This is a genomic window from Streptomyces sp. NPDC002935 (assembly GCF_040611295.1).
GTDB lineage: Bacteria > Actinomycetota > Actinomycetes > Streptomycetales > Streptomycetaceae > Streptomyces.
Genome location: NZ_JBEXNW010000012.1, coordinates 110,484 through 132,330, shown reverse-complemented (window position 1 = coordinate 132,330; position 21,847 = coordinate 110,484). Strand labels below are relative to the sequence as shown.

General features: G+C 72.0%; 20 protein-coding genes. 14 read left to right on the top strand and 6 right to left on the bottom strand.

Going from position 1 to position 21,847, the window contains the following annotated elements; genetic code table 11:
* The first annotated feature begins 1 nt into the window (after position 1).
* From ABZX90_RS18555 to ABZX90_RS18530, 6 genes are all read left to right on the top strand, one after another.
* Positions 2-1,183: an ATP-binding protein gene (locus ABZX90_RS18555; RefSeq protein ID WP_351127159.1), complete on the top strand. Its 1,182-nt coding sequence runs from the start codon at positions 2-4 to the stop codon at positions 1,181-1,183.
* Positions 1,184-1,365: 182 nt separating this feature from the next.
* Positions 1,366-2,496: a phenylalanine--tRNA ligase subunit alpha gene (pheS, locus tag ABZX90_RS18550; RefSeq protein WP_351127157.1), complete on the top strand. Its 1,131-nt coding sequence runs from the start codon at positions 1,366-1,368 to the stop codon at positions 2,494-2,496.
* Positions 2,496-5,000 (top strand): phenylalanine--tRNA ligase subunit beta, encoded by a 2,505-nt coding sequence (pheT, locus tag ABZX90_RS18545; protein ID WP_355206075.1) that lies wholly within the window; start codon positions 2,496-2,498, stop codon positions 4,998-5,000. The genes pheS and pheT overlap by 1 nt, the downstream gene beginning before the upstream one ends.
* A 566-nt stretch (positions 5,001-5,566) precedes the next feature.
* Complete coding sequence (locus ABZX90_RS18540; protein ID WP_355206273.1) at positions 5,567-6,520, top strand: PP2C family protein-serine/threonine phosphatase; 954 nt, start codon at positions 5,567-5,569, stop codon at positions 6,518-6,520.
* A 367-nt stretch (positions 6,521-6,887) separates the two neighbouring features.
* Complete coding sequence (locus ABZX90_RS18535; protein WP_351127153.1) at positions 6,888-8,228, top strand: transcriptional regulator; 1,341 nt, start codon at positions 6,888-6,890, stop codon at positions 8,226-8,228.
* Positions 8,229-8,391: 163 nt separating this feature from the next.
* Positions 8,392-8,937: an NUDIX domain-containing protein gene (locus ABZX90_RS18530; protein ID WP_355206071.1), complete on the top strand. Its 546-nt coding sequence runs from the start codon at positions 8,392-8,394 to the stop codon at positions 8,935-8,937.
* 38 nt (positions 8,938-8,975) lie between these two features.
* Here ABZX90_RS18530 and ABZX90_RS18525 read toward each other — a convergent pair whose 3' ends face one another.
* Together ABZX90_RS18525 and ABZX90_RS18520 are read right to left on the bottom strand one after the other, a co-directional pair.
* The gene (locus ABZX90_RS18525; RefSeq protein WP_351127149.1) at positions 8,976-9,233 is read right to left on the bottom strand and encodes a hypothetical protein; all 258 of its coding nucleotides are present in this window, start codon (positions 9,231-9,233) and stop codon (positions 8,976-8,978) included.
* 202 nt (positions 9,234-9,435) lie between these two features.
* Positions 9,436-10,299 carry a 3-hydroxybutyryl-CoA dehydrogenase gene (locus ABZX90_RS18520; protein WP_351127147.1) on the bottom strand — a complete coding sequence of 288 codons (864 nt, stop codon included), beginning with the start codon at positions 10,297-10,299 and terminating at the stop codon, positions 9,436-9,438.
* Between the two features lie 168 nt (positions 10,300-10,467).
* Between ABZX90_RS18520 and ABZX90_RS18515 the strand changes: the two genes are divergently transcribed.
* Positions 10,468-11,718 carry a family 10 glycosylhydrolase gene (locus tag ABZX90_RS18515; RefSeq protein WP_355206069.1) on the top strand — a complete coding sequence of 417 codons (1,251 nt, stop codon included), beginning with the start codon at positions 10,468-10,470 and terminating at the stop codon, positions 11,716-11,718.
* A gap of 36 nt (positions 11,719-11,754) precedes the next feature.
* On the opposite strand, the gene ABZX90_RS18510 is transcribed toward ABZX90_RS18515, so the two are convergent.
* Positions 11,755-11,949, bottom strand: a complete 195-nt coding sequence (locus tag ABZX90_RS18510; RefSeq protein ID WP_351127143.1) for a DUF1918 domain-containing protein — start codon at positions 11,947-11,949, stop codon at positions 11,755-11,757.
* Positions 11,950-12,041: 92 nt separating this feature from the next.
* The gene (locus tag ABZX90_RS18505; protein WP_355206066.1) at positions 12,042-13,115 is read right to left on the bottom strand and encodes a DMT family transporter; all 1,074 of its coding nucleotides are present in this window, start codon (positions 13,113-13,115) and stop codon (positions 12,042-12,044) included.
* On the opposite strand from ABZX90_RS18505, the gene ABZX90_RS18500 reads away from it, so the two are divergent.
* Both ABZX90_RS18500 and ABZX90_RS18495 read left to right on the top strand, forming a co-directional pair.
* Complete coding sequence (locus tag ABZX90_RS18500; protein WP_355206063.1) at positions 13,114-14,550, top strand: PLP-dependent aminotransferase family protein; 1,437 nt, start codon at positions 13,114-13,116, stop codon at positions 14,548-14,550. The two genes, ABZX90_RS18505 and ABZX90_RS18500, sit on opposite strands and share 2 nt — an antisense overlap.
* A 288-nt stretch (positions 14,551-14,838) precedes the next feature.
* Positions 14,839-15,429, top strand: coding sequence for a histidine phosphatase family protein (locus ABZX90_RS18495; RefSeq protein ID WP_351127138.1), 591 nt, complete (start codon positions 14,839-14,841; stop codon positions 15,427-15,429).
* Here ABZX90_RS18495 and ABZX90_RS18490 read toward each other — a convergent pair.
* The gene (locus ABZX90_RS18490; protein WP_351127136.1) at positions 15,411-15,854 is read right to left on the bottom strand and encodes a DUF6314 family protein; all 444 of its coding nucleotides are present in this window, start codon (positions 15,852-15,854) and stop codon (positions 15,411-15,413) included. The two genes, ABZX90_RS18495 and ABZX90_RS18490, sit on opposite strands and share 19 nt — an antisense overlap.
* A 39-nt stretch (positions 15,855-15,893) precedes the next feature.
* Positions 15,894-16,727: a LysR family transcriptional regulator substrate-binding protein gene (locus ABZX90_RS18485; protein ID WP_351127134.1), complete on the bottom strand. Its 834-nt coding sequence runs from the start codon at positions 16,725-16,727 to the stop codon at positions 15,894-15,896.
* An 82-nt stretch (positions 16,728-16,809) separates the two neighbouring features.
* On the opposite strand from ABZX90_RS18485, the gene ABZX90_RS18480 reads away from it, so the two are divergent.
* The 5 genes from ABZX90_RS18480 to ABZX90_RS18460 all read left to right on the top strand — a co-directional run bounded on the left by ABZX90_RS18480 (position 16,810) and on the right by ABZX90_RS18460 (position 21,846).
* Complete coding sequence (locus ABZX90_RS18480; protein WP_351127132.1) at positions 16,810-17,202, top strand: DUF5997 family protein; 393 nt, start codon at positions 16,810-16,812, stop codon at positions 17,200-17,202.
* A gap of 324 nt (positions 17,203-17,526) precedes the next feature.
* Complete coding sequence (argC, locus tag ABZX90_RS18475) at positions 17,527-18,555, top strand: N-acetyl-gamma-glutamyl-phosphate reductase (RefSeq protein WP_355206058.1); 1,029 nt, start codon at positions 17,527-17,529, stop codon at positions 18,553-18,555.
* Positions 18,552-19,730: a bifunctional glutamate N-acetyltransferase/amino-acid acetyltransferase ArgJ gene (gene argJ, locus ABZX90_RS18470; RefSeq protein ID WP_355206055.1), complete on the top strand. Its 1,179-nt coding sequence runs from the start codon at positions 18,552-18,554 to the stop codon at positions 19,728-19,730. The genes argC and argJ overlap by 4 nt, the downstream gene beginning before the upstream one ends.
* Complete coding sequence (gene argB / locus ABZX90_RS18465) at positions 19,727-20,641, top strand: acetylglutamate kinase (protein WP_351135316.1); 915 nt, start codon at positions 19,727-19,729, stop codon at positions 20,639-20,641. Before argJ ends, argB begins: the two co-directional genes overlap by 4 nt.
* Positions 20,638-21,846, top strand: a complete 1,209-nt coding sequence (locus tag ABZX90_RS18460) for an acetylornithine transaminase (RefSeq protein WP_351135318.1) — start codon at positions 20,638-20,640, stop codon at positions 21,844-21,846. Before argB ends, ABZX90_RS18460 begins: the two co-directional genes overlap by 4 nt.
* Position 21,847 lies beyond the last annotated feature (1 nt).

Here is a 21,847-nt window from a genome sequence, read left to right as displayed (position 1 = left end):
GATGAGTGTCGGCACGGGTGGTGCGCACGGCGCGCTGCGAGCACGAGACGTGCGCGGCACCTCCGCGTCCCGGCACGATGACGACACCGCCGGAGCCGGCCCCGGAGCCGGGCTGGGCATAGACCCCGACGACCTGCCCGACGGAATCGTCGTCGCCGACGAACACGGCCGGGTGATCTGCTTCAACGCCGCCGCCGCCCGGATCACGGCGGTCCCCGCGGCCGAGGCCCTCGGCCGCCGGCTCGAATCGGCGCTCCCGCTGGAGGACCTGGAGGGCCGCCGGTGGTGGCAGCTGACCGACCCGTACGGCGGTCTCGCCATCCGCAACAGCCAGCCCGAGCGCAACCTGCTGCTCCCCGGCGGCCGTGAGGTCCTCGTCTCCGCGCGCTATGTGCGGACCCGGCCCACCGGACCGATCCGCCGCGTCGTCGTCTCGCTGCGCGACACCGAGGCACGCCGCCGCACCGAGCGCAGCCACGCCGAGCTGATCGCCACGGTCGCCCACGAACTGCGCTCGCCGCTCACCTCCGTCAAGGGCTTCACGGCGACCCTGCTCGCCAAGTGGGAACGCTTCACCGACGACCAGAAGAAGCTGATGCTGGAGACCGTCGACGCCGACGCGAACCGCGTCACCCGGCTCATCGCCGAGCTCCTCGACATCTCCCGCATCGACTCCGGGCGGCTCGAGGTGCGCCGCCAGCCCGTCGACATAGGCGCCGCCGTCGGCCGGCACATCCAGGCGTACGTCGCCTCGGGCCAGCCCGCCGACCGTTTCCTGCTGCGCATCGAACAGCCCCTGCCCGCCCTCTGGGCCGACCCCGACAAGATCGACCAGGTGCTCAGCAACCTGATCGAAAATGCGGTGCGGCACGGCGAGGGAACCGTCACCATTGACGTGGCACCCTCGGCCTCCCCGCGTGAGCGGGACGACGAGGGCACGGCGAGCGCCGTCACGTCGGTCACCGTGAGCGACGAGGGCACCGGAATCCCGGAGGAGTCCATGAACCGCGTCTTCACCCGCTTCTGGCGGGGCAGCAAGCGCGGCGGCACCGGCCTCGGGCTCTACATCGTCAAGGGCATCGTCGAAGCCCACGGCGGCACCATCACGGTCGGCCGCGCCCCCGGCGGGGGAGCGGAGTTCCGATTTACGTTGCCCGTGGGCACCCCGGCGTATCTCCTGTAACGCCGCAGCGGCCCCCACGGGCTCATCCGCACGGGAGCACCGCGAGGACGCCCAGTCCTGGGCAGGCCCCCACCCCCGTTAGACTCGGCCTTTGGCACCTTTGCGTCCACTCATCTGCGGACGATGCGTCTCCGAGTCGATGACGGGGACCCTCAGCCAGCCAACCGGAAGCACGGGAAGAGATGTCGGCACCTAATAAGTCGTACGACCCTGTAGAGGTCGAGGCCTTGAAACCGGAAGAGATCGAGCGCATGCGGGACGAGGCGCTCGCCGCCTTCGCGGCCGCCGGTGACCTCGACGCGCTCCAGGAGGCCAAGGTCGCCCACACCGGCGGCACCTCGCCGCTGGCCCTCGCCAACCGCGAGATCGGCGCACTGCCCCCGCAGGCCAAGGCCGCGGCCGGCAAGCTCGTCGGCCAGGCCCGCGGCGCAGTGAACAAGGCCCTCGCCGCCCGCCAGACCGAGCTGGAGGCCGACCGTGACGCCCGCGTACTGGTCGAGGAGGCGGTGGACGTCACACTGCCCTACGACCGCGTACCGGCCGGCGCCCGGCACCCGCTGACCACCATGATGGAGCGCGTCGCGGACGTCTTCGTCTCCATGGGGTACGAGGTCGCCGAAGGGCCCGAGGTCGAGGCGGAGTGGTTCAACTTCGACGCCCTGAACTTCGGCCCGGACCACCCGGCCCGGCAGATGCAGGACACCTTCTTCGTCCAGGGCCCCAAGGGTGCAGACAGCGACGGCGAGTCCGGTGTCGTGCTGCGCACCCACACCTCGCCGGTGCAGGCCCGCGCCCTGCTCGACCGTGAGCCGCCCGTCTACGTCGTGTGCCCCGGCCGCGTCTACCGCACGGACGAACTCGACGCCACGCACACCCCGGTCTTCCACCAGATCGAGCTGCTGGCCGTCGACGAGGGCCTGACCATGGCCGACCTCAAGGGCACCATGGACCACATGGTCCAGTCGCTCTTCGGCTCGGACATGAAGACCCGGCTGCGCCCGAACTACTTCCCCTTCACCGAGCCGTCCGCCGAGATGGACATGCTCTGCTACGTCTGCAAGGGCGAGTCCGTCGGCAACCCCGACCGCCCCTGCCGGACCTGCTCCTCCGAGGGCTGGATCGAGCTCGGCGGCTGCGGCATGGTCAACCCGCGGGTGCTGGTCGCCTGTGGCGTCGACCCGGAGAAGTACAGCGGATTCGCCTTCGGGTTCGGCATCGAACGGATGCTGATGTTCCGTCACAACGTAGAAGACATGCGAGACATGGTCGAGGGTGACGTCCGGTTCACCCGGCCGTTCGGGATGGAGATCTGATGCGGGTCCCGCTTTCTTGGCTGCGGGAGTACGTCGACCTGCCGGCGACGGAGACCGGGCGCGACGTCCAGGCCAAGCTCATTTCGGCAGGCCTCGAGGTCGAGACCGTCGAGCCGCTCGGCGCCGACCTCAAGGGCCCCCTGGTCGTCGGCCAGGTGCTCACCATCGAGGAACTGACGGAGTTCAAGAAGCCCATCCGCTTCTGCACCGTCGACGTCGGTACGGCCAACGGCACCGGTGAGCCCCAGGAGATCGTCTGCGGTGCCCGCAACTTCGCCGTCGGCGACAAGGTCGTCGTGGTCCTGCCCGGCGCCGTGCTGCCCGGCAACTTCGCGATCGCCGCACGCAAGACGTACGGCAAGACCTCGCACGGCATGATCTGCTCCGGCGACGAGCTCGGCATGGGCGACGACGGCAGCAGCGGCATCATCGTGCTGCCGCCCGAGGTCGAGGTCGGCACCGACGCGATCGAGCTGCTCCAGCTCGTCGACGAGGTCCTCGACATCGCCGTCACGCCCGACCGCGGCTACGCCCTGTCGCTGCGCGGCGTGGCCCGCGAGGCCGCCATCGCGTACGGCCTGCCGCTGCGCGACCCCGCGCTGCTCGACGTACCGGCCCCGAACGCCTTCGGCTACCCGGTGCAGGTCTCCGACCCGATGGGCTGCGACCGCTTCACCGCGCGCACGGTGACCGGGCTCGACCCCGACGCCCACTCCCCGATCTGGCTGCGGCGCCGTCTGCAGAAGGCCGGCATGCGCCCGATCTCGCTCGCCGTCGACATCACCAACTACGTGATGCTGGAGCTCGGCCAGCCGCTGCACGCCTACGACCGCAGCCGGGTCCAGGGCACGATCGGTGTGCGCCGGGCCGAGCAGGGCGAGAAGATCACCACCCTCGACGGCGTCAAGCGCACGCTGGACGCCGGAGACCTGGTGATCACCGACGACCGCGGCCCCATCGGCCTCGCGGGCGTCATGGGCGGCGCCCACACCGAGATCGACGACACCGAGGGCACCACGACCGAGGTCGTCATCGAGGCCGCGCACTTCGACGCGATCTCGATCGCGCGCACGGCCCGCCGCCACAAGCTGGCCTCCGAGGCGTCCAAGCGCTTCGAGCGCGGCGTCGACCCGCAGGCCGCGTCCGCCGCGGCCCAGCGGACCGTCGACCTGCTCGTGCTCCTCGCGGGCGGCACCGCCGACGCCGGGGTCACCGAGGTGATCGCACCGTCCGCGCCGCACACCATCACCATCCCGGCGAACCACCCGGACAAGGTGGCCGGTGTCGACTACGGCCGCGAGACCGTCGTCCGCCGGCTCCAGGAGGTCGGCTGCGACGTCTACGGCCAGGACGAGCTGATCGTCACCATGCCGTCCTGGCGGCCCGACCTGACGGACCCGAACGACCTCGCGGAAGAGGTCATCCGCCTTGAGGGCTACGAGAACCTGCCCTCCACGCTGCCCAAGCCCCCGGCGGGCCTCGGCCTCACCCCCCGGCAGCGGATGCACCGCCGGATCGGCCGCGCGCTGGCCGGCGCCGGATACGTGGAGGCGCTGAACTACCCGTTCATCGGCGAGCACGTCTTCGACCAGTTCGGCCTGGCCGACGACGACCCGAAGCGCAAGGTCGTCAAGCTGGTCAACCCGCTCTCCGACGAGGAGCCCGCGCTCCGTACGACGCTGCTGCCGGGCCTGCTCCAGGCACTGCGCCGCAACGACGGACGCGGCGGCCACGACCTGGCGCTCTTCGAGACGGGCCTGGTCTTCCACCCGCAGGAGGAACTGCGCGTCGCCGGGCGGCTGCCCGTCGACCGCCGTCCCACCGACGAGCAGATCGCCTCCCTGACCGCCGCGCTGCCCGTCCAGCCCCGGCACGCCGCCGTCGTCCTCGCGGGCGCCCGCGAGCAGGCCGGCTGGTGGGGCAAGGGCCGTCCGGCCGACTGGGCCGACGCGATCGAGGCCGCGCGCACCCTGGCCCGCGAGTCGGGGACCGAACTCCTCGTCCGCTCCGGCCAGTACGGGCCGTGGCACCCGGGCCGCTGCGCCGAGCTCGCGGTCGTCGTGGACGGTGCGGAGCAGGTCATCGGGCACGCGGGCGAGCTGCACCCCGGTGTCGTCAAGACGCTGGGCCTGCCCGCGCGCACCTGCGCGATGGAGCTGAACCTGGACGTGCTGGAGCGGGCGAGCTCGGGCCACCCCAAGGGCCCGAAGATCTCGACCTTCCCGGTCGCCACGCAGGATGTCGCCCTGGTCGTCGACAAGACCGTCCCGCACGCGGACGTCGAGTCGGCGCTGCGCGAGGGCGCGGGTGAACTCCTGGAGTCCATCCGGCTGTTCGACGAGTACGAGAGCGAGCAGCTCGGCGAGGACAAGAAGTCCCTCGCCTACGCGCTGCGGTTCCGTGCCGCCGACCGCACGCTGACCGTCGACGAGGCCTCCGCGGCTCGCGACGCGGCGGTGGCGCTGGCCGCCGAGCGCACGGGAGCGGTGTTGCGCGGAGCCTAGGACAGGTCCTCAAGGGCTCCACCGGTAGTACCGGGGAACTGTGCGCCGTTCGGTGGCCGCGGATCGTTCGCGGCCGGGCGCACGGTTCCCCGCTCCCCTTTCGAGGCTTCGCGCGGCTCCTGCCTGCATAAATGCGCGCTTCCGAAGACACCTCACTCATTCGGGTGACATGTCCGGGCGATCCGGCCCGGTCGGGGTGGGCGCTCGACAGAATCGGACCGGTCTCTCCGAGGCCGTCCGCGCTGTCAGGGCCTATTGGGGGGCCAATCGGCATGATCCGTATCAAGGCTGGGGCTCCCCGCAGGGCGACGCTCCGGACGCATTCGCGGGACCCGGCCCGGGTGGTTCTCGGGCCCCGGCGCCGGGGCAACCGGCTGAGGGAGGGATTCACCCGGGCGGTGCGCGGCGCCAGACCCCGCACCGGAATCACCCGGGGGGACCGCGCCCACGGCATACGCGCCGACCTCGGCCACACGCTGCGCCGCACCGCCGACCGGCCGCCGCTGCGCCGGGCACTGAACCTCGGGCTGCCCGCGGTCTGGGGCGCGCTGGCGATCTCGTACAAGATGGCCTGTCCGCTCGCGCAGCAGAACGGGCTCGGTGCCCGCATCGTCACCAGCGCCGTCTTCTTCGCGGTCGGCGCCGGTCTGATACTCCACGTCAGAAGGGCGCTGCTGCGCGAGCTCCGGCAGATCCGCAAGGTGGCGGGTGCCGCGCAGAACGTCCTGCTGCGCCCGCTGCCGCCGCGCATCGACGGGCTGAACATCGCGGCGGTCCAGCTCTCCGCGGACCGCGGCGCGAGCATCGGCGGCGATCTGTACGAGGCGATCGCCACCGAACACGGCGTGCGGGTCGTGATGGGCGATGTCCGCGGGCACGGACTCGGCGCCATCGGGACCGTCGCCGCCGTCCTCGGCAGCTTCCGCGAGGCCGCGCACGACGAACCCGAACTCGGCGGCGTGCTCGGACGACTGGAGCGGGCGATGGCCCGGCATCTGCGCGAGCGGGACCGGGCCGAACACTCCACGGCCGGGCTCGACCCGGACAGCCCGACCGCAGAGGAGTTCGTCACCGTCCTGCTGCTGGAGATCCGCTCGGACGGCGAGGTGTACGCCCTCAACTGCGGCCATCCCTGGCCGTATCTGCTCGGCAGGGGCCTCGTCCGGCCGCTCGTCCGTGCCGAACCGCTGCCCCCGCTCGGGCTGTTCCCGCTTCCGGCCGGGCTCTCGGCCGAGCCCTGCGGCCAACTCCGGCCCGGCGAGGGGCTCTTCCTGCACACGGACGGTGTCGAGGACGCGCGGGACGCCCAGGGACGGTTCTTTCCGCTGCTTCCGGCGCTCGCGGAGGCCGTCCGCGAGCGGCCCGTCGTACCGCAGGCCGTGCTCCGCGCGGTCTTCGCCGGCCTGCTGCACCACGCCGGCGGCCGACCCGCCGACGACGTGGCCCTTCTGGTGCTGCACAACGACCGCCGACCGGTCGCCCTGCAGCAGGGGCGCGTGTCCCACCCCCTTCCCCGCTAGAGCGGCGGCCTGCGGTTCCGCATTCCGCGGGCGACCGGCCACGGGACCCGCGCCCGGACGACTGGAGTCCCGCGGTCGCCCCGGTGTCGGCCGTCCGCCCCGCCACGGAGTGTCGGGCAGGCAGCTGGGCGGACGGCGCCGGGGCGGGCCGCCGCACTGTACGAGGGGGAGCCGGCGGCCCGACCGGCCTCTTGCGAGGCATTTCAGTCAACCGGTACGACACTCTCTGCGACAGCGCGCGTACAGCGCGGATACGGGCATTCGCTTCACACCCCGTGTGAAAGGGGACGCACTACTGTGTCGGGCACGATCGGGCACGGTCGGGCACGATCGACGACGTCGGCAACGAGCCACTCGGGGGCCTTCCATGCAGCCCAACACTCTGCTCGACGCGATCCTCGACGAGGCCGGTATCTCGCACGCGGGACTCGCCGCCCATGTGAACCAGGCGGGGCGGGCGCGCGGTCTCGCGCTCCGTTACGAACACACCGCCGTGGCACGGTGGTTGAAGGGCCAGCGACCGCGCGGCCAGGTGCCCGACCTGATCTGCGAAGTGCTCGCGGGACGACTGCACCGGCCCGTCACGCTCGACGACATCGGCCTCGGGGTCCCCGGCGAACCGTCCACCCCGCACGCCGGCTCGCTCTCCGGCTTCGTCGAACGCGCCACCGCTCTATGGCGCTCCGACGAACAGCAGCGCCCGCACATCCTCGGCGCCCCGGCCGTCACCGGAACGCCCGCGGTGATGCCCGTGTGGGAGTGGGAGAACCCGCCCGAGGACGTGGACGTCTCACGCGGCGGCCGCCACCACGTCAGCATGGCCGACATCGAGATGCTGCGCGCGGCCCGGGCGCACTACGAGCAGATGTACCGCAAGGCCGGGGGCATCGCGACCCGCACCAGGATCGTCGGCTTCCTCAACTCCGAGACCGCGCCGCTGCTGCGCGGCAGCTACACCGACGCGACCGGCCGCCAACTCCACCGCGCGACCGGCGGGTTGGTGGCCATCGCGGGCATCTGTGCCTACGACTCCGACGCGCACGGACTCGCCCAGCGGTACTTCCACCAGGCCCTGCGCCTGGCGAAGGCCAGTGGGGACAGGGGACTTGGCGCGTACGTCATAGCGCTGCTCGTCAACCAGGCGCTGTTCATGCGCGAGTACCGGCAGTCGGTCGCCTTCGCCGAGGCCGCGCTGCGCGCCGCGGGGCGCCACATCACCCCGGCGCTCGCCTCCGACCTGTACGCGATGCAGGCCAAGGCGTACGCACACCTCGGCGACGGCAGCAGCGCGCTGTCCTGCATACGGCGTGCGGAGCAGGCCGCCGAGCGTATCCGGCGCGGTTACGAGCCCGACGAGACCGGCTATGTCCAGCCGGGACTGGTCAACGTACAGGTGGCGGAGGCGTTGCTCAGCCTCGGCGACCTGGTGGCCGCCGCGGAGCACGCCGCGGCCGCCGTCGACACTCCGGCGCACGACCGGGGGCGCGTGCACCGGCTGGCCATGCTCAGCCAGATCGAGCTGCGCCAGGGCAACGCCGACAAAGCCGTGGCGACCGCCGTCCAAATGGCGGAGCAGGCACGGGGGATGGAGTCCCAGCGGCTGCGCGACAGACTTCGCGCGGTACGCGAGCACCTGGTGCGCAGCGGCTGTGCGGGCACGACCGAGGCCGCGGAACTGATCGACGGCGCACTGCGCGTACCGCTGTAGGAAGCACCCCGGAAAGCCGCTTCACGACCCCCACCGGAACGCCGCCCACCGCTTGGGCCCATCGTGTTCACCGCCACTGCACTGTGCCCCGACCGCTGCGAGCCTGCTGTCAGGACGTTGCTGCTGCGATATTGCCATCTACTCGGCGGAAGGTGGCAGAACCGTGCAGTGGACGAAACAGAACGAACAAACTGTGTATGAAAACCGCTGGTTCAGTGTCAATCTCGCAGATGTGGAGCTGCCGGACGGGCGGCACCTCGATCACTTCCTGATACGGCTGCGGCCCGTCGCCGTGGCCACGGTGGTGAACGAGGCCAACGAGGTACTGCTTCTGTGGCGGCACCGCTTCATCACCGACAGCTGGGGATGGGAGCTCGCGGCGGGCGTCGTGGAGGACGGCGAGGGCATCGCCGCGGCTGCGGCCCGGGAACTGGAGGAGGAGACCGGGTGGCGGCCGGGACCCCTGCGGCATCTGATGAGTGTCGAGCCCTCCAACGGGCTCACCGACGCCCGGCATCACATCTACTGGGCCGACGAGGGTGCGTACATCGGACACCCCGTGGACGACTTCGAGTCCGACCGTCGGGAATGGGTTCCCCTGAAGCTCGTTCCCGACATGGTCGCCCGCGGTGAGGTCCCGGCCGCCAACATGGCTGCCGCACTGCTCCTCCTGCACCATCTCAGGCTCGGGCAGGACGTGTTGCCCTGATCGGTCCCCCCTCGCAGCACCCTGGGGCCGGACAGGTCCTAGTGGCCCAGAGCCTGCCAGACCGCCACGGCCAGTGCGCCCACGGCCGCGACGACGGCGACGGCGGGCAGTGGCCAGCGGGTGTGTTCCAGCGCGACGATCCGTGTGCTCAGATCGTCGAGATCCTTCGCCGTCTGGTCGTCGCGCTGAGTGAGCAGCGCCAGCCCTCCCTCGATGCGGGTGAACCCCACTTCGAGGGACCGGCGTAACTCTGCGAGTTCCCTCGGTGCCACGGGATGCTCGGGGTCGGCGGTCACAGGTCCGCTCCTTTCCGTAGTCGGCACATCCCTTGTCTGCGCACGGAAAGTCAACTCGCCTGGTGGACACGTGGGGAGCGTGTGCGAGCGGCATATGCGGGCCCGGCCCGCACACGGCGTGTGAACGGCGCGGGCCCGGCACCGGAAAGGGTGCCGGGCCCGCGCCCGCCGAGCTCTACGGAACGTAGTCAGCGCTCCGCTGTCACTGGCCGTACGTGTAGAACCCCGAGCCCGACTTCCGGCCCAGGCGTCCCGCGTCCACCATGCGCTGGAGCAGCGGGGGAGCGGCGTACAGCGGCTCCTTGTACTCCTCGTACATCGAGTACGCGACCGAGGCCACCGTGTCGAGACCGATCAGGTCGGACAGCTTGAGCGGGCCCATCGGGTGGGCGCAGCCCATCTCCATGCCGTTGTCGATGTCCTCACGGCTCGCGATACCCGACTCGAACATCCGGATCGCGGACAGGAGATAGGGGATCAGCAGCGCGTTGACGACGAAGCCCGAGCGGTCCTGGGCGCGGATCGCGTGCTTGCCGAGCGCCTTCTCGGCGAACAGCTGGGCGCGGCCGATGGTGCCCTCGGAAGTGGTCAGCGCCGGGATCAGCTCCACGAGCTGCTGCACCGGGGCCGGGTTGAAGAAGTGGATGCCGATGACCTGGTCGGGACGCGAGGTCGCGACGGCCAGCTTCACCAGCGGGATCGAGGAGGTGTTGGAGGCGAGGATGGCGTCCGGCCTGGTCACCACCTGATCGAGTACCTGGAAGATCTCGGTCTTCACCTGCTCGTTCTCCACGACGGCCTCGATCACCAGGTCGCGGTCGGCGAACTCGCCGAGGTCCGTGGTGAAGCTCAGCCGGTCCTGGGTGGCCTTGAGCTCTTCCTCGGAGATCTTTCCGCGCTCGGCCGCCTTGGACAGGGAGGAGAAGAGCCGGGTCCGGCCGATCTCCAGGGCCTCGCCCGTGGTCTCGGCGACCTTGACGTCGAGGCCGGCGCGGGCGCACACCTCGGCAATGCCCGCTCCCATCTGGCCGCAGCCCACCACTCCGACGCGTTCGATGTCGGTCACATCGTCCCCTTCGCTGATCCGCACGGCCTGGCAGGTCCTCCGTTGTTCGGTGCCTGCTCCGAACGTGCACGTTACCCCCAAGTATCGATGATCGATCGTTGGGGTGGGGCATGCTGGACAGCGAGACGATCCGTGGCCGGGCGGATGCGCAGCGTAAGGGGTTCGGAGATGGGTCGACTGCCACGCCGGGCGTTCGCGGCGGCCGCGCTGGCGACGCTGTCGGGACTCGGTACGGCGGGGGACGCCGCGGCCGCCCCGGGCCCGGCCTCGCCGCACCGGCCGCTCCGGGCCCCGCGTGCCGTGCGGGGCATGTGGATCGCGACCGCCTCGCAGCGCGACTGGCCCTCCCGCGCCGGCCTGAGCGCAGCGCGCCAGCGCGCCGAACTCCTCGCCCACCTCGACACGGCGGTACGCCTGCGCCTCAACACGGTGATTCTCCAGGTCCGTCCCGCCGCCGACGCGCTGTGGCCCTCGCCGTACGAGCCCTGGTCCCAATACCTGACCGGCGTCCAGGGCAAGGACCCCGGCTGGGACCCGCTGGGCACCGCCGTGCGGGAGGCCCATGCGCGCGGTCTGGAACTGCACGCCTGGTTCAACCCGTACCGCGTCTCGTCACAGCCGGACCCCGGCAGGCTCGCCGCCTCGCACCCCGCCCGCGTCCACCCGGACTGGGTCGTGCGGTACGGCGGGAAGCTCTACTACAACCCCGGGCTGCCCCCGGTCCGGGCGTTCGTCCAGGCCGCGATGCTCGACGCGGTGCGCCGGTACCCGGTCGACGGCGTGCACTGGGACGACTACTTCTATCCGTACCCCGTGGCCGGTGAGGCCTTCGACGACGACGTGGCGTACGCCGAACACGGCGCCGGCCACCCGAACCGGGCGGCCTGGCGGCGCCACAACACCGACCGGCTGGTGCTGGAGATGGCGGCGGCCATCAAGAAGGTCCGCCCCGGGGTCCGCTTCGGGATCAGCCCCTTCGGGGTCTGGCGCAACGCGGCGAGCGACCCGCTCGGCTCGGCGACGCGGGCCGGTGTCGAGACGTACGACGATCTGTACGCGGACACCAGGAAATGGGTCAGGGAGCACTGGATCGACTACATCTGCCCTCAGCTGTACTGGAACCTCGGCTTCGCCGCCGCCGACTACGCGAAGCTGCTGCCCTGGTGGGCGCGGGTCGCCCGGGGGACGGGCGTGCAGCTGTACGCGGGGGAGGCGCTGTACAAGGCGGGCGCCCCGGGGCAGCCGGCGGCCTGGCAGGACCCCGCCGAACTCTCCCGGCATCTCACGTTCGCCCGCGACCACGCCGAGGTGCGAGGGCATGTCTTCTTCTCGGCGACGGAAGTCGGCGCCGACCGCTTCGGCGCGATGGCACGGATCGTCGCCGACCACTACCGGCGGCCGGCGCAGCCCCCGCGCTGAGAGCCCGCCGGCCTCCCGGCGCCCGTTCGGTTCGTCCTACTGCGGCATGTCCTTGTGGCGGATCTCGGTGTCCGGGCCCGGCGAGCACACGGCCTCGTGACCGTCCTCGAACCGCACGCGGTAGGGGGGAGCGCCTTCCGCTCCCATGACCTCGGTGATCTCCGCGACCTTGTCGTGCTGGCCGACAACCCTGCCGTGCTGCACCAGCTGGTCGCCTTTGGTTGCGTGCATCTGAACGGTCTCCTCGTCCTGTACGGGAGTAACGGTTCGTGGTCTCAAGTCTACGGCCGGCGAGGCGGGTTGGCCCGGCCCGTGCGTGCGGGTCAGCCCCGGGCCCGCTGGGTGAGAGCGATGCAGACGAGAACGGCGGCAGCCGTCAGGGGTGCCGCCGGTGTGAGCCGCTCGCCCAGGAGCAGTACCGACCACACCAGTGTGAGCAGCGGCTGGGCGAGCTGCAACTGGCTGGCCTTCGGGATCCCGATCGACGCCATCCCCCGGTACCAGAGGACCAGACCGAGGAACTGCGAACCGACCGCGACCCACAGCACCCCGGTCACACTGTGCGCCGTCAGCCGCACCGGCTCGTACGACAGCGCCACCAGCGCGCCCGGGACGCTGAGCGGCAGACACAGGACCAGCGCCCAGCCGATGACCTGCCAGCCCGGCATCAGGCGGGCGAGCCGGCCGCCCTCGGTGTAGCCCGCGGCGCAGATCAGCAGCGCCGCGAACAGATAGGCGTCCGCACCGGTCAGGGCTCCACCGCTCTGCTGCACGGTGAACGCGATCACGGCGGCTGCGCCCGCGCAGGCCGCCAGCCAGAACATCCGCGACGGCCGTGCGCCGGTGCGCAGCGCCGAGAACAGGGCCGTCGTCAGCGGCAGCAGCCCGACGACGACGGCGGCGTGGGCGGTGGTCGACGTCCTGAGGGCGAGTGTCGTCAGCAGAGGGAAGCCGAGGACGACACCGGCGGCGACGACGGCGAGGCCCGCCAGGTGCCGCCGGGCCGGAACGGGGACCCGCAGCGCGAGGAGGCAGCCGCCCGCGACGACCGCCGCGAGGACACAGCGCACGGCCACCAGGGACCAGGGGCCGAAGCCCTGCAGGCCCCAGGCGGTGGCGGGAAAGGTGAGGGAGAAGGCGGTGACGCCGAGGGCCGCCTGGAGGGTGCCGGAGCGGCGGTCCGTCGGCGAGGGGGTCCGGCGCGGGGTGCCCGCCGCGGATCCGGCGGTCCGGCCGGGCGATCCGGCCGGGGTCCCGCCCCGTTCGGCGTACGTATCCGCCGTGGACCGGCCGGTCCCGGCGTGCGCGGGGGACATGGCGTGCGCGGGGGACGTGAGCTCGGTGCCGGTGCTGACCGCTATCCCGGTCCCGTCGATAGCGCTACTCTCTGCTCTCATGCATGAGCGTAGCAGTGTGGACGATCTGGCGAATCGGCTGCGGCAGGAACTGAACCGCTACTCTCCAGGTGGAAAGCTGCCGTCGAGCCGGGCGCTCGTCGAGCGGTTCCGCGTGAGTCCGGTGACAGTGTCGCGGGCGCTGGCGCAGCTGGCCGCCGAGGGACTCGTGGTCACCCGGCCCGGCGCGGGCGCCTTCCGGGCACAGCCCCGGGCCGCCACCGCGTCCACCGGGGACACGTCGTGGCAGGAGGTCGCGCTCAGCGCGGACGCCGCGACCGAACTCGTCCCGCGCACCGTGGACGCGTCCGGCGTTCTCGCCTCGCTCGCCGCGCCACCGCCCGGTGTCGTCGAGTTCAACGGCGGCTATCTGCACCCCTCGCTCCAGCCGGAGCGGGCGATGGGCGCCGCCCTCTCCCGGGCGGGCCGCCGCCCCGGCGCGTGGTCCAGGCCGCCCATGGAGGGTCTGCCGGAACTGCGCGAGTGGTTCGCGCGGGGGATCGGCGGCGCGATCGGCGCCGCCGAGGTGCTGGTCACCGCGGGCGGCCAGTCCGCCCTGACGACCGCTCTGCGCGCGCTCGCGCCTCCCGGCGCCCCGGTCCTCGTCGAGTCACCCACGTATCCGGGCATGCTGGCCATCGCCCGCGCCGCGGGCCTTCGCCCCGTTCCGGTCCCGGTGGATCCCGACGGGGTGAAGCCCGCGCTCCTCGCCGACGCCTTCCGGGCGACCGGCGCCCGGGTCTTCGTCTGCCAGCCGCTGTTCCAGAATCCGACCGGCGCCGTGCTCGCGCCCGAGCGGCGGGGCGAGGTGCTGCGCATCGCGCGCGACGCCGGAGCCTTCGTCGTCGAGGACGATTTCGTACGCCGCCTGGTGCACGAGGACGCGGGCCCGCTGCCGCGTCCGCTGGCCGCCGAGGACCCGGACGGAGTGGTGGTGCACGTCGGCTCGCTGACCAAGGCGACCTCGCCGAGCTTCCGGGTGAGCGCGCTGGCCGCGCGCGGTCCGGTGCTCGAACGGCTGCGCGCCATCCAGGTCGTCGACACCTTCTTCGTGCCGCGCCCGCTCCAGGAGGCCGCGCTCGAACTCGTCGGCTCGCCGGCCTGGCCGCGCCATCTCCGCACGGTTTCCGCCGAGTTGAAGGTCCGGCGCGACACCATGACCGCCGCGTTGCGGCTGCGGCTCCCCGAACTCGCCCTGCCCCACATCCCGTTCGGCGGCTACCACCTCTGGGTCCGGCTGCCCGACGGGACCGACGAGTCCGCGCTCGTCGCCGCCGCCCTCCGCGCGGGCGTGGCCGTCACACCCGGCCGCCCCTACTTCAGCGCCGAACCCCCGGCCGCCCAGATCCGGTTGAGCTTCGCGGCGGTGGCCGGGACGGAGGAGATCACGGAGGGGGTTCGCAGACTGACGGCGGCCTACGAGGAGGTACGGGCCTGACCCGGGCCGTGCCGAACCCCAGCCGAAGCCCACGGCGGGCGGAGCCCGGCCTCGATCCTCGCCCCGCAGAGGGCGGAGCCCCGACCTCGGATCTCTCGGGCCGCCCCGCATCCCGCGCCTCACGGTCGCCGCGCCTGCCCCCGCCCGCCCGGGACCGCTTCGGCGAGGAGATCGGATCACGCACGCCGGGTCAGCCGGCGCACCGGCGGGAGCCGACGCGCCAGTGAACAGTCGGATACTCTGCGTAACACCCTTGACCTGCGGAGTCCCGCGCTCCACGATCTGCGCATGCATCGGGTCACGTTCGTCGCCGCCGCGCGCAGCTCCTCGCTGCTCGCGGACCGCTTCGAGGACGACCGGCCGCTGGACCAGGCGGGCTGGGAAGAAGTGCAGCGCGCCGCGGGCGGGCTGGTGCCGCTGGCCGCGGCCGAGCTGCGCTACTGCTCGCCGACGCCCCGGAGCCGGGCCACCGGTGACGCCCTCGGCTATGCCCCCCTGGTCCAGCTCGCCCTGCGCGACTGCGACATGGGCCGCTGGCGCGGCTTCACCCTGGGTGAGGCCATGGCCCGCGAGCCCGAGGCCGTGGACGCCTGGCTGGCCGATCCGCGCTCCACGCCGCACGGCGGCGAGTGCCTGCTGTCCTTCATCTCCCGCGTCGGCTCGTGGCTCGACACCCGGCCCGCGGACGAAGGCGGCACCATCGTCGCGGTGGCCGAGCCGTCGGTGGTCCGGGCCGCGCTGGTCTACGCGCTCAAGGCACCGCCGTCGACCTACTGGAACATCGATGTCCGCCCGTTGTCGGCGACCACCGTGACGGGCCGGGCGGGCCGCTGGAACCTGCGCTTCGACGGGGTGTTCGCTCAGTCCAGGCGTACGTAGCCGGTGGTGAGGACCAGATCCTTCGCGGGCCCCCGTACACGCCAGACCGTCTGCCAGTGGTGCTCGTCGCGGACGGTGAACTCGCCCCGGTAGAGGTCCGCCGAGCACGGATGGTCGGCGACGTACCGCCCGCTCGTCAGGTCCAGGTCGTGGAACGGGCGGCCGTCGGAGAACTGCACGAGCGCGGTCCCCGGGACCGGCCCCGGCAGGAACCGCAGTGTCCGCTCGGCGGGCCGTGCGACGCCCTGCCACACGAACGTGCCCGACTCGTGGTGCAGCAGCCCCGCGTCCGCGAGCGGTCCGAAAACCGTCGTGCCGGTGAACCGTCCCTCCGCGTCCCTCGCGAGGTCCCGCACGGTGCGCTCCACCCGCCAGTTCCCGGTCAGGTACGTCAGCACGTCCCGCACCGGCCAGAACTCGCCCATGCCGTCCCGTTCTCCGTTCCGTCCAGTACCGGAGCCGGGTCAGGAGCTGCGGCGGGGCTTGCCGCGCTTCGCGCCGCCCTTCGGGCCGCCGGAACCGCTGCTCCGGGGGTTCTTGCCCGTTGCCTTGCCGCCCGCCTTGCTGCCCCCCTTGCCACCCGCCTTGCCCGGCGCGGGCTTGCGACGTGCGCCGCCGCCCGCGTCCGACTTCCCGCGCGTGGGCTTGGCCGTGCTCCGGTCCTTCTGCGCCGCGGCCGGGGTCTGGGAGCGCCCTCGTGTGCTGTTGACCGTCCGGCCGCGCACGATGCCGATGAAATCGTCCACCAGGTCGGTGGTCCGGTCCTCGGGCCAGGCCAGCGCGATGCGCGACTCGGGGGCGTCCGTGACCGTCCGGTAGGTGAGGTCCTTGCGGTGGTGGAGACGGGCGAGGGACTGCGGAACCACCACGACCCCGATACCCGCCGCGACGAGCTCGACGGCGTCCGCCGTGCTGGCGGGCCGTTCCAGCGCCGGCCTGCCCGGCAGGCGCTCCCAGTCCAGCGGGTCGTCGAGGGGGTGCAGCACGATGTCGTCGGCGAGATCCTCCCCGGAGACCTGCTCGACCGCCGCCACGATGTGATCCTTCGGGACCACGACGACCGTCGTCTCGGTGTAGAGGGGGATCGCGCTGAGGTCGGCCCGGTCGACCGGCAGCCGGACGAGGCCCGCGTCGGCGTCGCCGCTCCGCAGGACCTCGTACACCTCGGCGGCGGACACCGGGACGAGGGTCAGGGGCACGCCGGGCAGTCGCTCTTTCCAGATCCGCACCCATTTCGAGGGCGTCACCCCCGGAACGTAGGCGAGCCTGAACGAGGGGGATGCTTCGGAGCCGGTCACCACGTCAGATTACCCGGCGTGGCCACGGGTGCCGCACCGGCGATGGTCGGCGGGGGCCCGCGCGCTCGATACCCTTGACCCCATGAGTTCGCACCAGACCACCCAGACGATGAAGCCCGCCACCGCGGCGAAGAAGCTGGGTGTGTACCTCGAGGCCACCCCCGCCGAGTTCCAGGAGGGTGTCGTCTCCCGTGCCGAGCTGAACGCGCTGCAGACGGACCCGCCCGAGTGGCTCCAGGAGCTGCGCCGCAACGGCCCGCACCCGCGGCCGGTCGTCGCGGCCAAGCTCGGAGTCTCCATCGCGGGGCTCGCCCGCGGCGGCGTCAGCGAGGCACTCACCACCGAGCAGATCGAGGCGCTGAAGACCGAGGACCCCGGATGGCTGCGGCGTGAGCGCGCCACTCAGGCCGAGGTCCGCAAGGAAGCGGTCCGCATCAAGGAGAAGAACGAGGAGCAGGCCGCCAAGCGTTCCTGACCCGAGCCGCGCCGCCAGGACCGCCGGCCAACGCCCGCACACGTAGGCCCCGGGGATCTCAGTCAATCCCCGGGGCCTACGTGTGCGGGAGCCGCGTCACGCCGGTTCTGGATGCCAGGGTTTGATCGCGATTCATCCGGTGGGCCCGTGCTGTTTCTTCGGGTCCGATCATGTGGCGTCCGAGGGGCGACGGCCGCGCCGATGGGGTACGGCTCACCGTGAGCCGGTGGGAGCCCCGGTCGCGTGCCGTCGATGCGGTCGAGGCGCAAGATTGCATAAACGTGCGTCGAAACGTATAGTCATGCCATCCAAGAGGAGGGTTCCATGGCGATACGCGCGGCGGTGGCGGGAGCGAGTGGGTACGCGGGCGGGGAACTGCTGCGTCTGCTCCTGGCACACCCCGAGATCGAGATCGGCGCCCTGACCGGCAACTCCAACGCGGGCCAGCGGCTCGGCGCGCTCCAGCCGCATCTGCTGCCCCTCGCCGACCGCGTCCTCGCGCAGACCACCCCCGAGGTGCTGGCCGGCCACGACGTGGTGTTCCTCGCCCTGCCCCACGGGCAGTCCGCCGCCGTCGCCGAGCGGCTCGGCCCCGAGGTCCTCGTGGTCGACATGGGTGCCGACTTCCGGCTGAAGAACCCGGCCGACTGGGAGCGGTTCTACGCCTCCGCGCACGCCGGGACCTGGCCCTACGGCCTCCCCGAACTGCCGGGCGCCCGCGCCGCGCTGGAGGGGTCCAAGCGCATCGCGGTGCCCGGTTGCTACCCGACGGCCGCCTCGCTGGCCCTCTTCCCGGCGTACGCGGCCGGACTGGCGGAGAACGAGGCCGTGATCGTCGCCGCCTCCGGCACCTCGGGGGCCGGCAAGACACCCAAGGCGCACCTCCTCGGCAGCGAGGTCATGGGGTCGATGACCCCGTACGGCGTCGGCGGCGTCCACCGGCACACCCCCGAGATGATCCAGAACCTCGGCGCGGCCGCCGGGGAACCCGTCACGGTCTCCTTCACACCGACTCTCGCGCCGATGCCCCGCGGCATCCTCGCCACGTGCAGCGCCAAGGCGAAGCCGGGAGTCACCGCCGAGTCCGTACGCGCCGCCTACGAGAAGGCCTTCGCCGACGAGCCCTTCGTCCACCTCCTCCCCGAGGGGCAGTGGCCCGCCACGGCGTCCGTCTACGGTTCCAACGCCGTTCAGGTCCAGGTCGCGTACGACGCCGCCGCGCACCGCATCATCGCGATCAGCGCCATCGACAACCTGACCAAGGGCACCGCGGGCGGTGCCGTCCAGAGCATGAACCTCGCCCTCGGCCTCCCCGAGGAGCTGGGGCTTTCCACGATCGGAGTCGCACCGTGAGTGTCACGGCAGCACAGGGATTCTCCGCGGCCGGGGTCGCCGCCGGGATCAAGGCGAACGGCAACCCGGACCTGGCCCTCGTGGTCAACACCGGGCCCCGCCGCGCCGCCGCGGGCGTCTTCACCTCCAACCGCGTGAAGGCCGCGCCGGTCCTGTGGTCGGAGCAGGTCCTCAAGAGCGGCGAGCTGACCGCCGTCGTCCTCAACTCCGGTGGCGCCAACGCGTGTACGGGACCCAAGGGCTTCCAGGACACCCACGCCACCGCCGAGAAGGTCGCCGACGCGCTCGGTGACATCGGCGCGGGCAGCGTCGCCGTGTGCTCGACCGGCCTCATCGGCGTGCTGCTCCCGATGGACAAGCTGCTGCCCGGCATCGACCTGGCCGTCGCCGGGCTCGGCCCGCACGGCGGCGAGAAGGCCGCCATCGCCATCAAGACCACCGACACCGTGCACAAGACCTCGGTCGTGACCTGCGCGTCCCCCGGGGCGGAGTCCGGGGGAGGCTGGACCGTCGGCGGCATGGCCAAGGGCGCCGGCATGCTCGCCCCCGGCCTCGCCACCATGCTCGTCGTGCTCACCACCGACGCGGACGTGGACAGCGAGACCCTCGACCGGGCGCTGCGCGACGCCACCCGCACCACCTTCGACCGCGTCGACTCCGACGGCTGCATGTCCACCAACGACACCGTGCTGCTGCTCGCCTCCGGAGCCAGTGAAGTCACCCCGGAGTACGCGGAGTTCGCCGAGGCCGTACGCGCGGTCTGCGACGACCTCGGTCAGCAGCTCATCCGTGACGCCGAGGGCGCCAGCAAGGACATCAAGGTCGAGGTGATCAACGCCGCGACCGAGGACGACGCCGTCGAGGTGGGCCGCTCCATCGCCCGCAACAACCTCCTCAAGTGCGCGATCCACGGCGAGGACCCCAACTGGGGCCGTGTGCTGTCCGCGATCGGCACCACGAAGGCCGCCTTCGAGCCGGACCGGCTCAACGTCGCCATCAACGGTGTCCGGGTCTGCAAGAACGGCGGTGTCGGCGAGGACCGCGAACTCGTCGACATGCGCTACCGCGAGGTCCACATCGTCGCCGACCTCGCCGCGGGCGACGCGACCGCCACGATCTGGACCAACGACCTCACCGCCGACTACGTCCACGAGAACAGCGCGTACTCCTCATGAGCAATGTGACCCGCAAGCACACCGCTCTGCCCAAGGCGCAGATCCTCATCGAGGCGCTGCCCTGGCTGACCCGGCACCGCGGCAAGACCGTCGTCGTCAAGTTCGGCGGCAACGCCATGATCGACGCCGAGCTGAAGGCCGCCTTCGCCCAGGACATCGTGTTCCTGCACCACGCGGGCCTCAAGCCGGTCGTCGTGCACGGCGGCGGTCCGCAGATCAGCGCCGCCCTCGACCGGCACGGCATCGTCAGCGAGTTCAAGGCGGGCCTGCGCGTCACCACCGAGGACGCGATGGACGTCGTCCGCATGGTGCTGGCCGGACACGTCCAGCGCGAACTGGTCGGACTCCTCAACGAGCACGGACCGCTCGCCGTCGGCCTCACCGGCGAGGACGCGCACACCATCACCGCGACCAAACACCAGCCCCTGATCGACGGGGAGTTGGTCGACATCGGGCGGGTGGGCGAGATCACCGCCATCGACACGGGCGCGATCGAGGCGCTGCTCGCCGACGGCCGTATCCCGGTCGTCTCCTCGATCGCCCGGAGCCAGGACGACGGACATGTCTACAACGTCAATGCTGATACGGCGGCTGCGGCACTCGCTGCCGCACTGGGTGCCGAAACCCTCATGGTCCTCACGGACGTCGAGGGCCTCTACGAGGACTGGCCGAACAGCGACGAGGTGATCAGCCGCCTCACCGCCACCCAGCTGGAGAAGCTCCTTCCCGAGCTGGCCAGCGGCATGGTGCCGAAGATGGAGGGCTGTCTGCACGCCGTGCGCAACGGCGTCACCACCGCCCGTGTCATCGACGGCCGGGTCCAGCACTCGATCCTGCTGGAGATCTTCACCGACGAAGGCATCGGCACGATGGTCGTGCCGGACGACGAGGAGACGGGGGACGTCGTATGACCGGCACCGCGACCAACGCAGAGCTCACCCAGCGGTGGCAGGGCTCGCTCATGGACAACTACGGCACCCCGCGGCTGCCGCTCGTCCGCGGCGCCGGAACCAAGCTGTGGGACGCCGACGGCAACGAGTACCTCGACTTCGTCGGCGGCATCGCGGTCAACGCGCTCGGACACGGCCACCCCGCGATCGTCGAGGCCGTGACCCGGCAGATCGGCTCCCTCGGCCATGTCTCCAACCTCTTCGTCGCCGAACCGCCCGTCGCGCTCGCCGAACGGCTGCTCCAGCTCTTCGGGCGCGACGGCCGGGTGTACTTCTGCAACTCGGGGGCCGAGGCCAACGAGGGCGCCTTCAAGATCGGCCGGCTGACCGGCCGGACCCACATGGTCGCCACCACCGGCGGCTTCCACGGCCGGACCATGGGCGCCCTCGCACTCACCGGCCAGCCCGGCAAGCAGGAGCCCTTCCTGCCGCTGCCCGGCGACGTCACGCATGTCCCGTACGGGGACGCGCAGGCCCTCGCCGAGGCGGTCACCCAGGACACCGCGCTGGTGATCATCGAGCCGGTCCAGGGCGAGAACGGCGTGGTCGTGCCGCCCCCGGGCTACCTCAAGGCCGCCCGCGCGATCACCGCGGCCAACGGCGCCCTGCTCGTCCTGGACGAGGTGCAGACCGGAATCGGCCGTACCGGCCACTGGTTCGAGTACCAGGCCCACGAGGGTGTCCTGCCCGACATCGTCACCCTCGCCAAGGGCCTCGGCGGCGGACTGCCGCTCGGCGCCACCGTCGCCTTCGGCCGCGCCGCCGGGCTGCTGAAACCCGGCCACCACGGCACGACCTTCGGCGGCAACCCGGTCGTCTGCGCCGCCGGACTCGCCGTGCTCGACACGATCGAGTCCGAGGGACTCCTGGAGAACGTGAAGCGCGCGAGCGAGAAACTGCGGGACGGGATCGAGGGCGCCGGCGACGGTTCCGGCCATCCGTTGATCGACCATGTCCGGGGTGCGGGGCTGCTCCTGGGTATCGTGCTCACCGAGCCGCTCGCGCCCCAGGTGCAGCAGGCGGCTCAGGACGCCGGTTTCCTGGTGAACGCGCCCGCCCCCGATGTCGTACGGCTGATGCCGCCGCTGAACCTCGGCGATGACGAAGTGGACGCGTTCCTCAGGGCCCTTCCCGGCATCCTCGACGCAGCCAACGGGGACGGATGAT

Excerpts from the sequence above, each read along its gene's own strand:
- ABZX90_RS18555 (WP_351127159.1), top strand. The coding sequence starts at position 2 with ATGAGTGTCGGCACGGGTGGTGCGCACGGCGCGCTGCGAGCACGAGAC.
- pheS (WP_351127157.1), top strand. The coding sequence starts at position 1,366 with ATGTCGGCACCTAATAAGTCGTACGACCCTGTAGAGGTCGAGGCCTTG.
- pheT (WP_355206075.1), top strand. The coding sequence starts at position 2,496 with ATGCGGGTCCCGCTTTCTTGGCTGCGGGAGTACGTCGACCTGCCGGCG.
- ABZX90_RS18540 (WP_355206273.1), top strand. The coding sequence starts at position 5,567 with ATGGCCTGTCCGCTCGCGCAGCAGAACGGGCTCGGTGCCCGCATCGTC.
- ABZX90_RS18535 (WP_351127153.1), top strand. The coding sequence starts at position 6,888 with ATGCAGCCCAACACTCTGCTCGACGCGATCCTCGACGAGGCCGGTATC.
- ABZX90_RS18515 (WP_355206069.1), top strand. The coding sequence starts at position 10,468 with ATGGGTCGACTGCCACGCCGGGCGTTCGCGGCGGCCGCGCTGGCGACG.
- ABZX90_RS18510 (WP_351127143.1), bottom strand. The coding sequence starts at position 11,949 with ATGCACGCAACCAAAGGCGACCAGCTGGTGCAGCACGGCAGGGTTGTC.
- ABZX90_RS18500 (WP_355206063.1), top strand. The coding sequence starts at position 13,114 with ATGCATGAGCGTAGCAGTGTGGACGATCTGGCGAATCGGCTGCGGCAG.
- ABZX90_RS18505 (WP_355206066.1), bottom strand. The coding sequence starts at position 13,115 with ATGAGAGCAGAGAGTAGCGCTATCGACGGGACCGGGATAGCGGTCAGC.
- ABZX90_RS18495 (WP_351127138.1), top strand. The coding sequence starts at position 14,839 with ATGCATCGGGTCACGTTCGTCGCCGCCGCGCGCAGCTCCTCGCTGCTC.
- ABZX90_RS18490 (WP_351127136.1), bottom strand. The coding sequence starts at position 15,854 with ATGGGCGAGTTCTGGCCGGTGCGGGACGTGCTGACGTACCTGACCGGG.
- ABZX90_RS18480 (WP_351127132.1), top strand. The coding sequence starts at position 16,810 with ATGAGTTCGCACCAGACCACCCAGACGATGAAGCCCGCCACCGCGGCG.
- argC (WP_355206058.1), top strand. The coding sequence starts at position 17,527 with ATGGCGATACGCGCGGCGGTGGCGGGAGCGAGTGGGTACGCGGGCGGG.
- argB (WP_351135316.1), top strand. The coding sequence starts at position 19,727 with ATGAGCAATGTGACCCGCAAGCACACCGCTCTGCCCAAGGCGCAGATC.
- ABZX90_RS18460 (WP_351135318.1), top strand. The coding sequence starts at position 20,638 with ATGACCGGCACCGCGACCAACGCAGAGCTCACCCAGCGGTGGCAGGGC.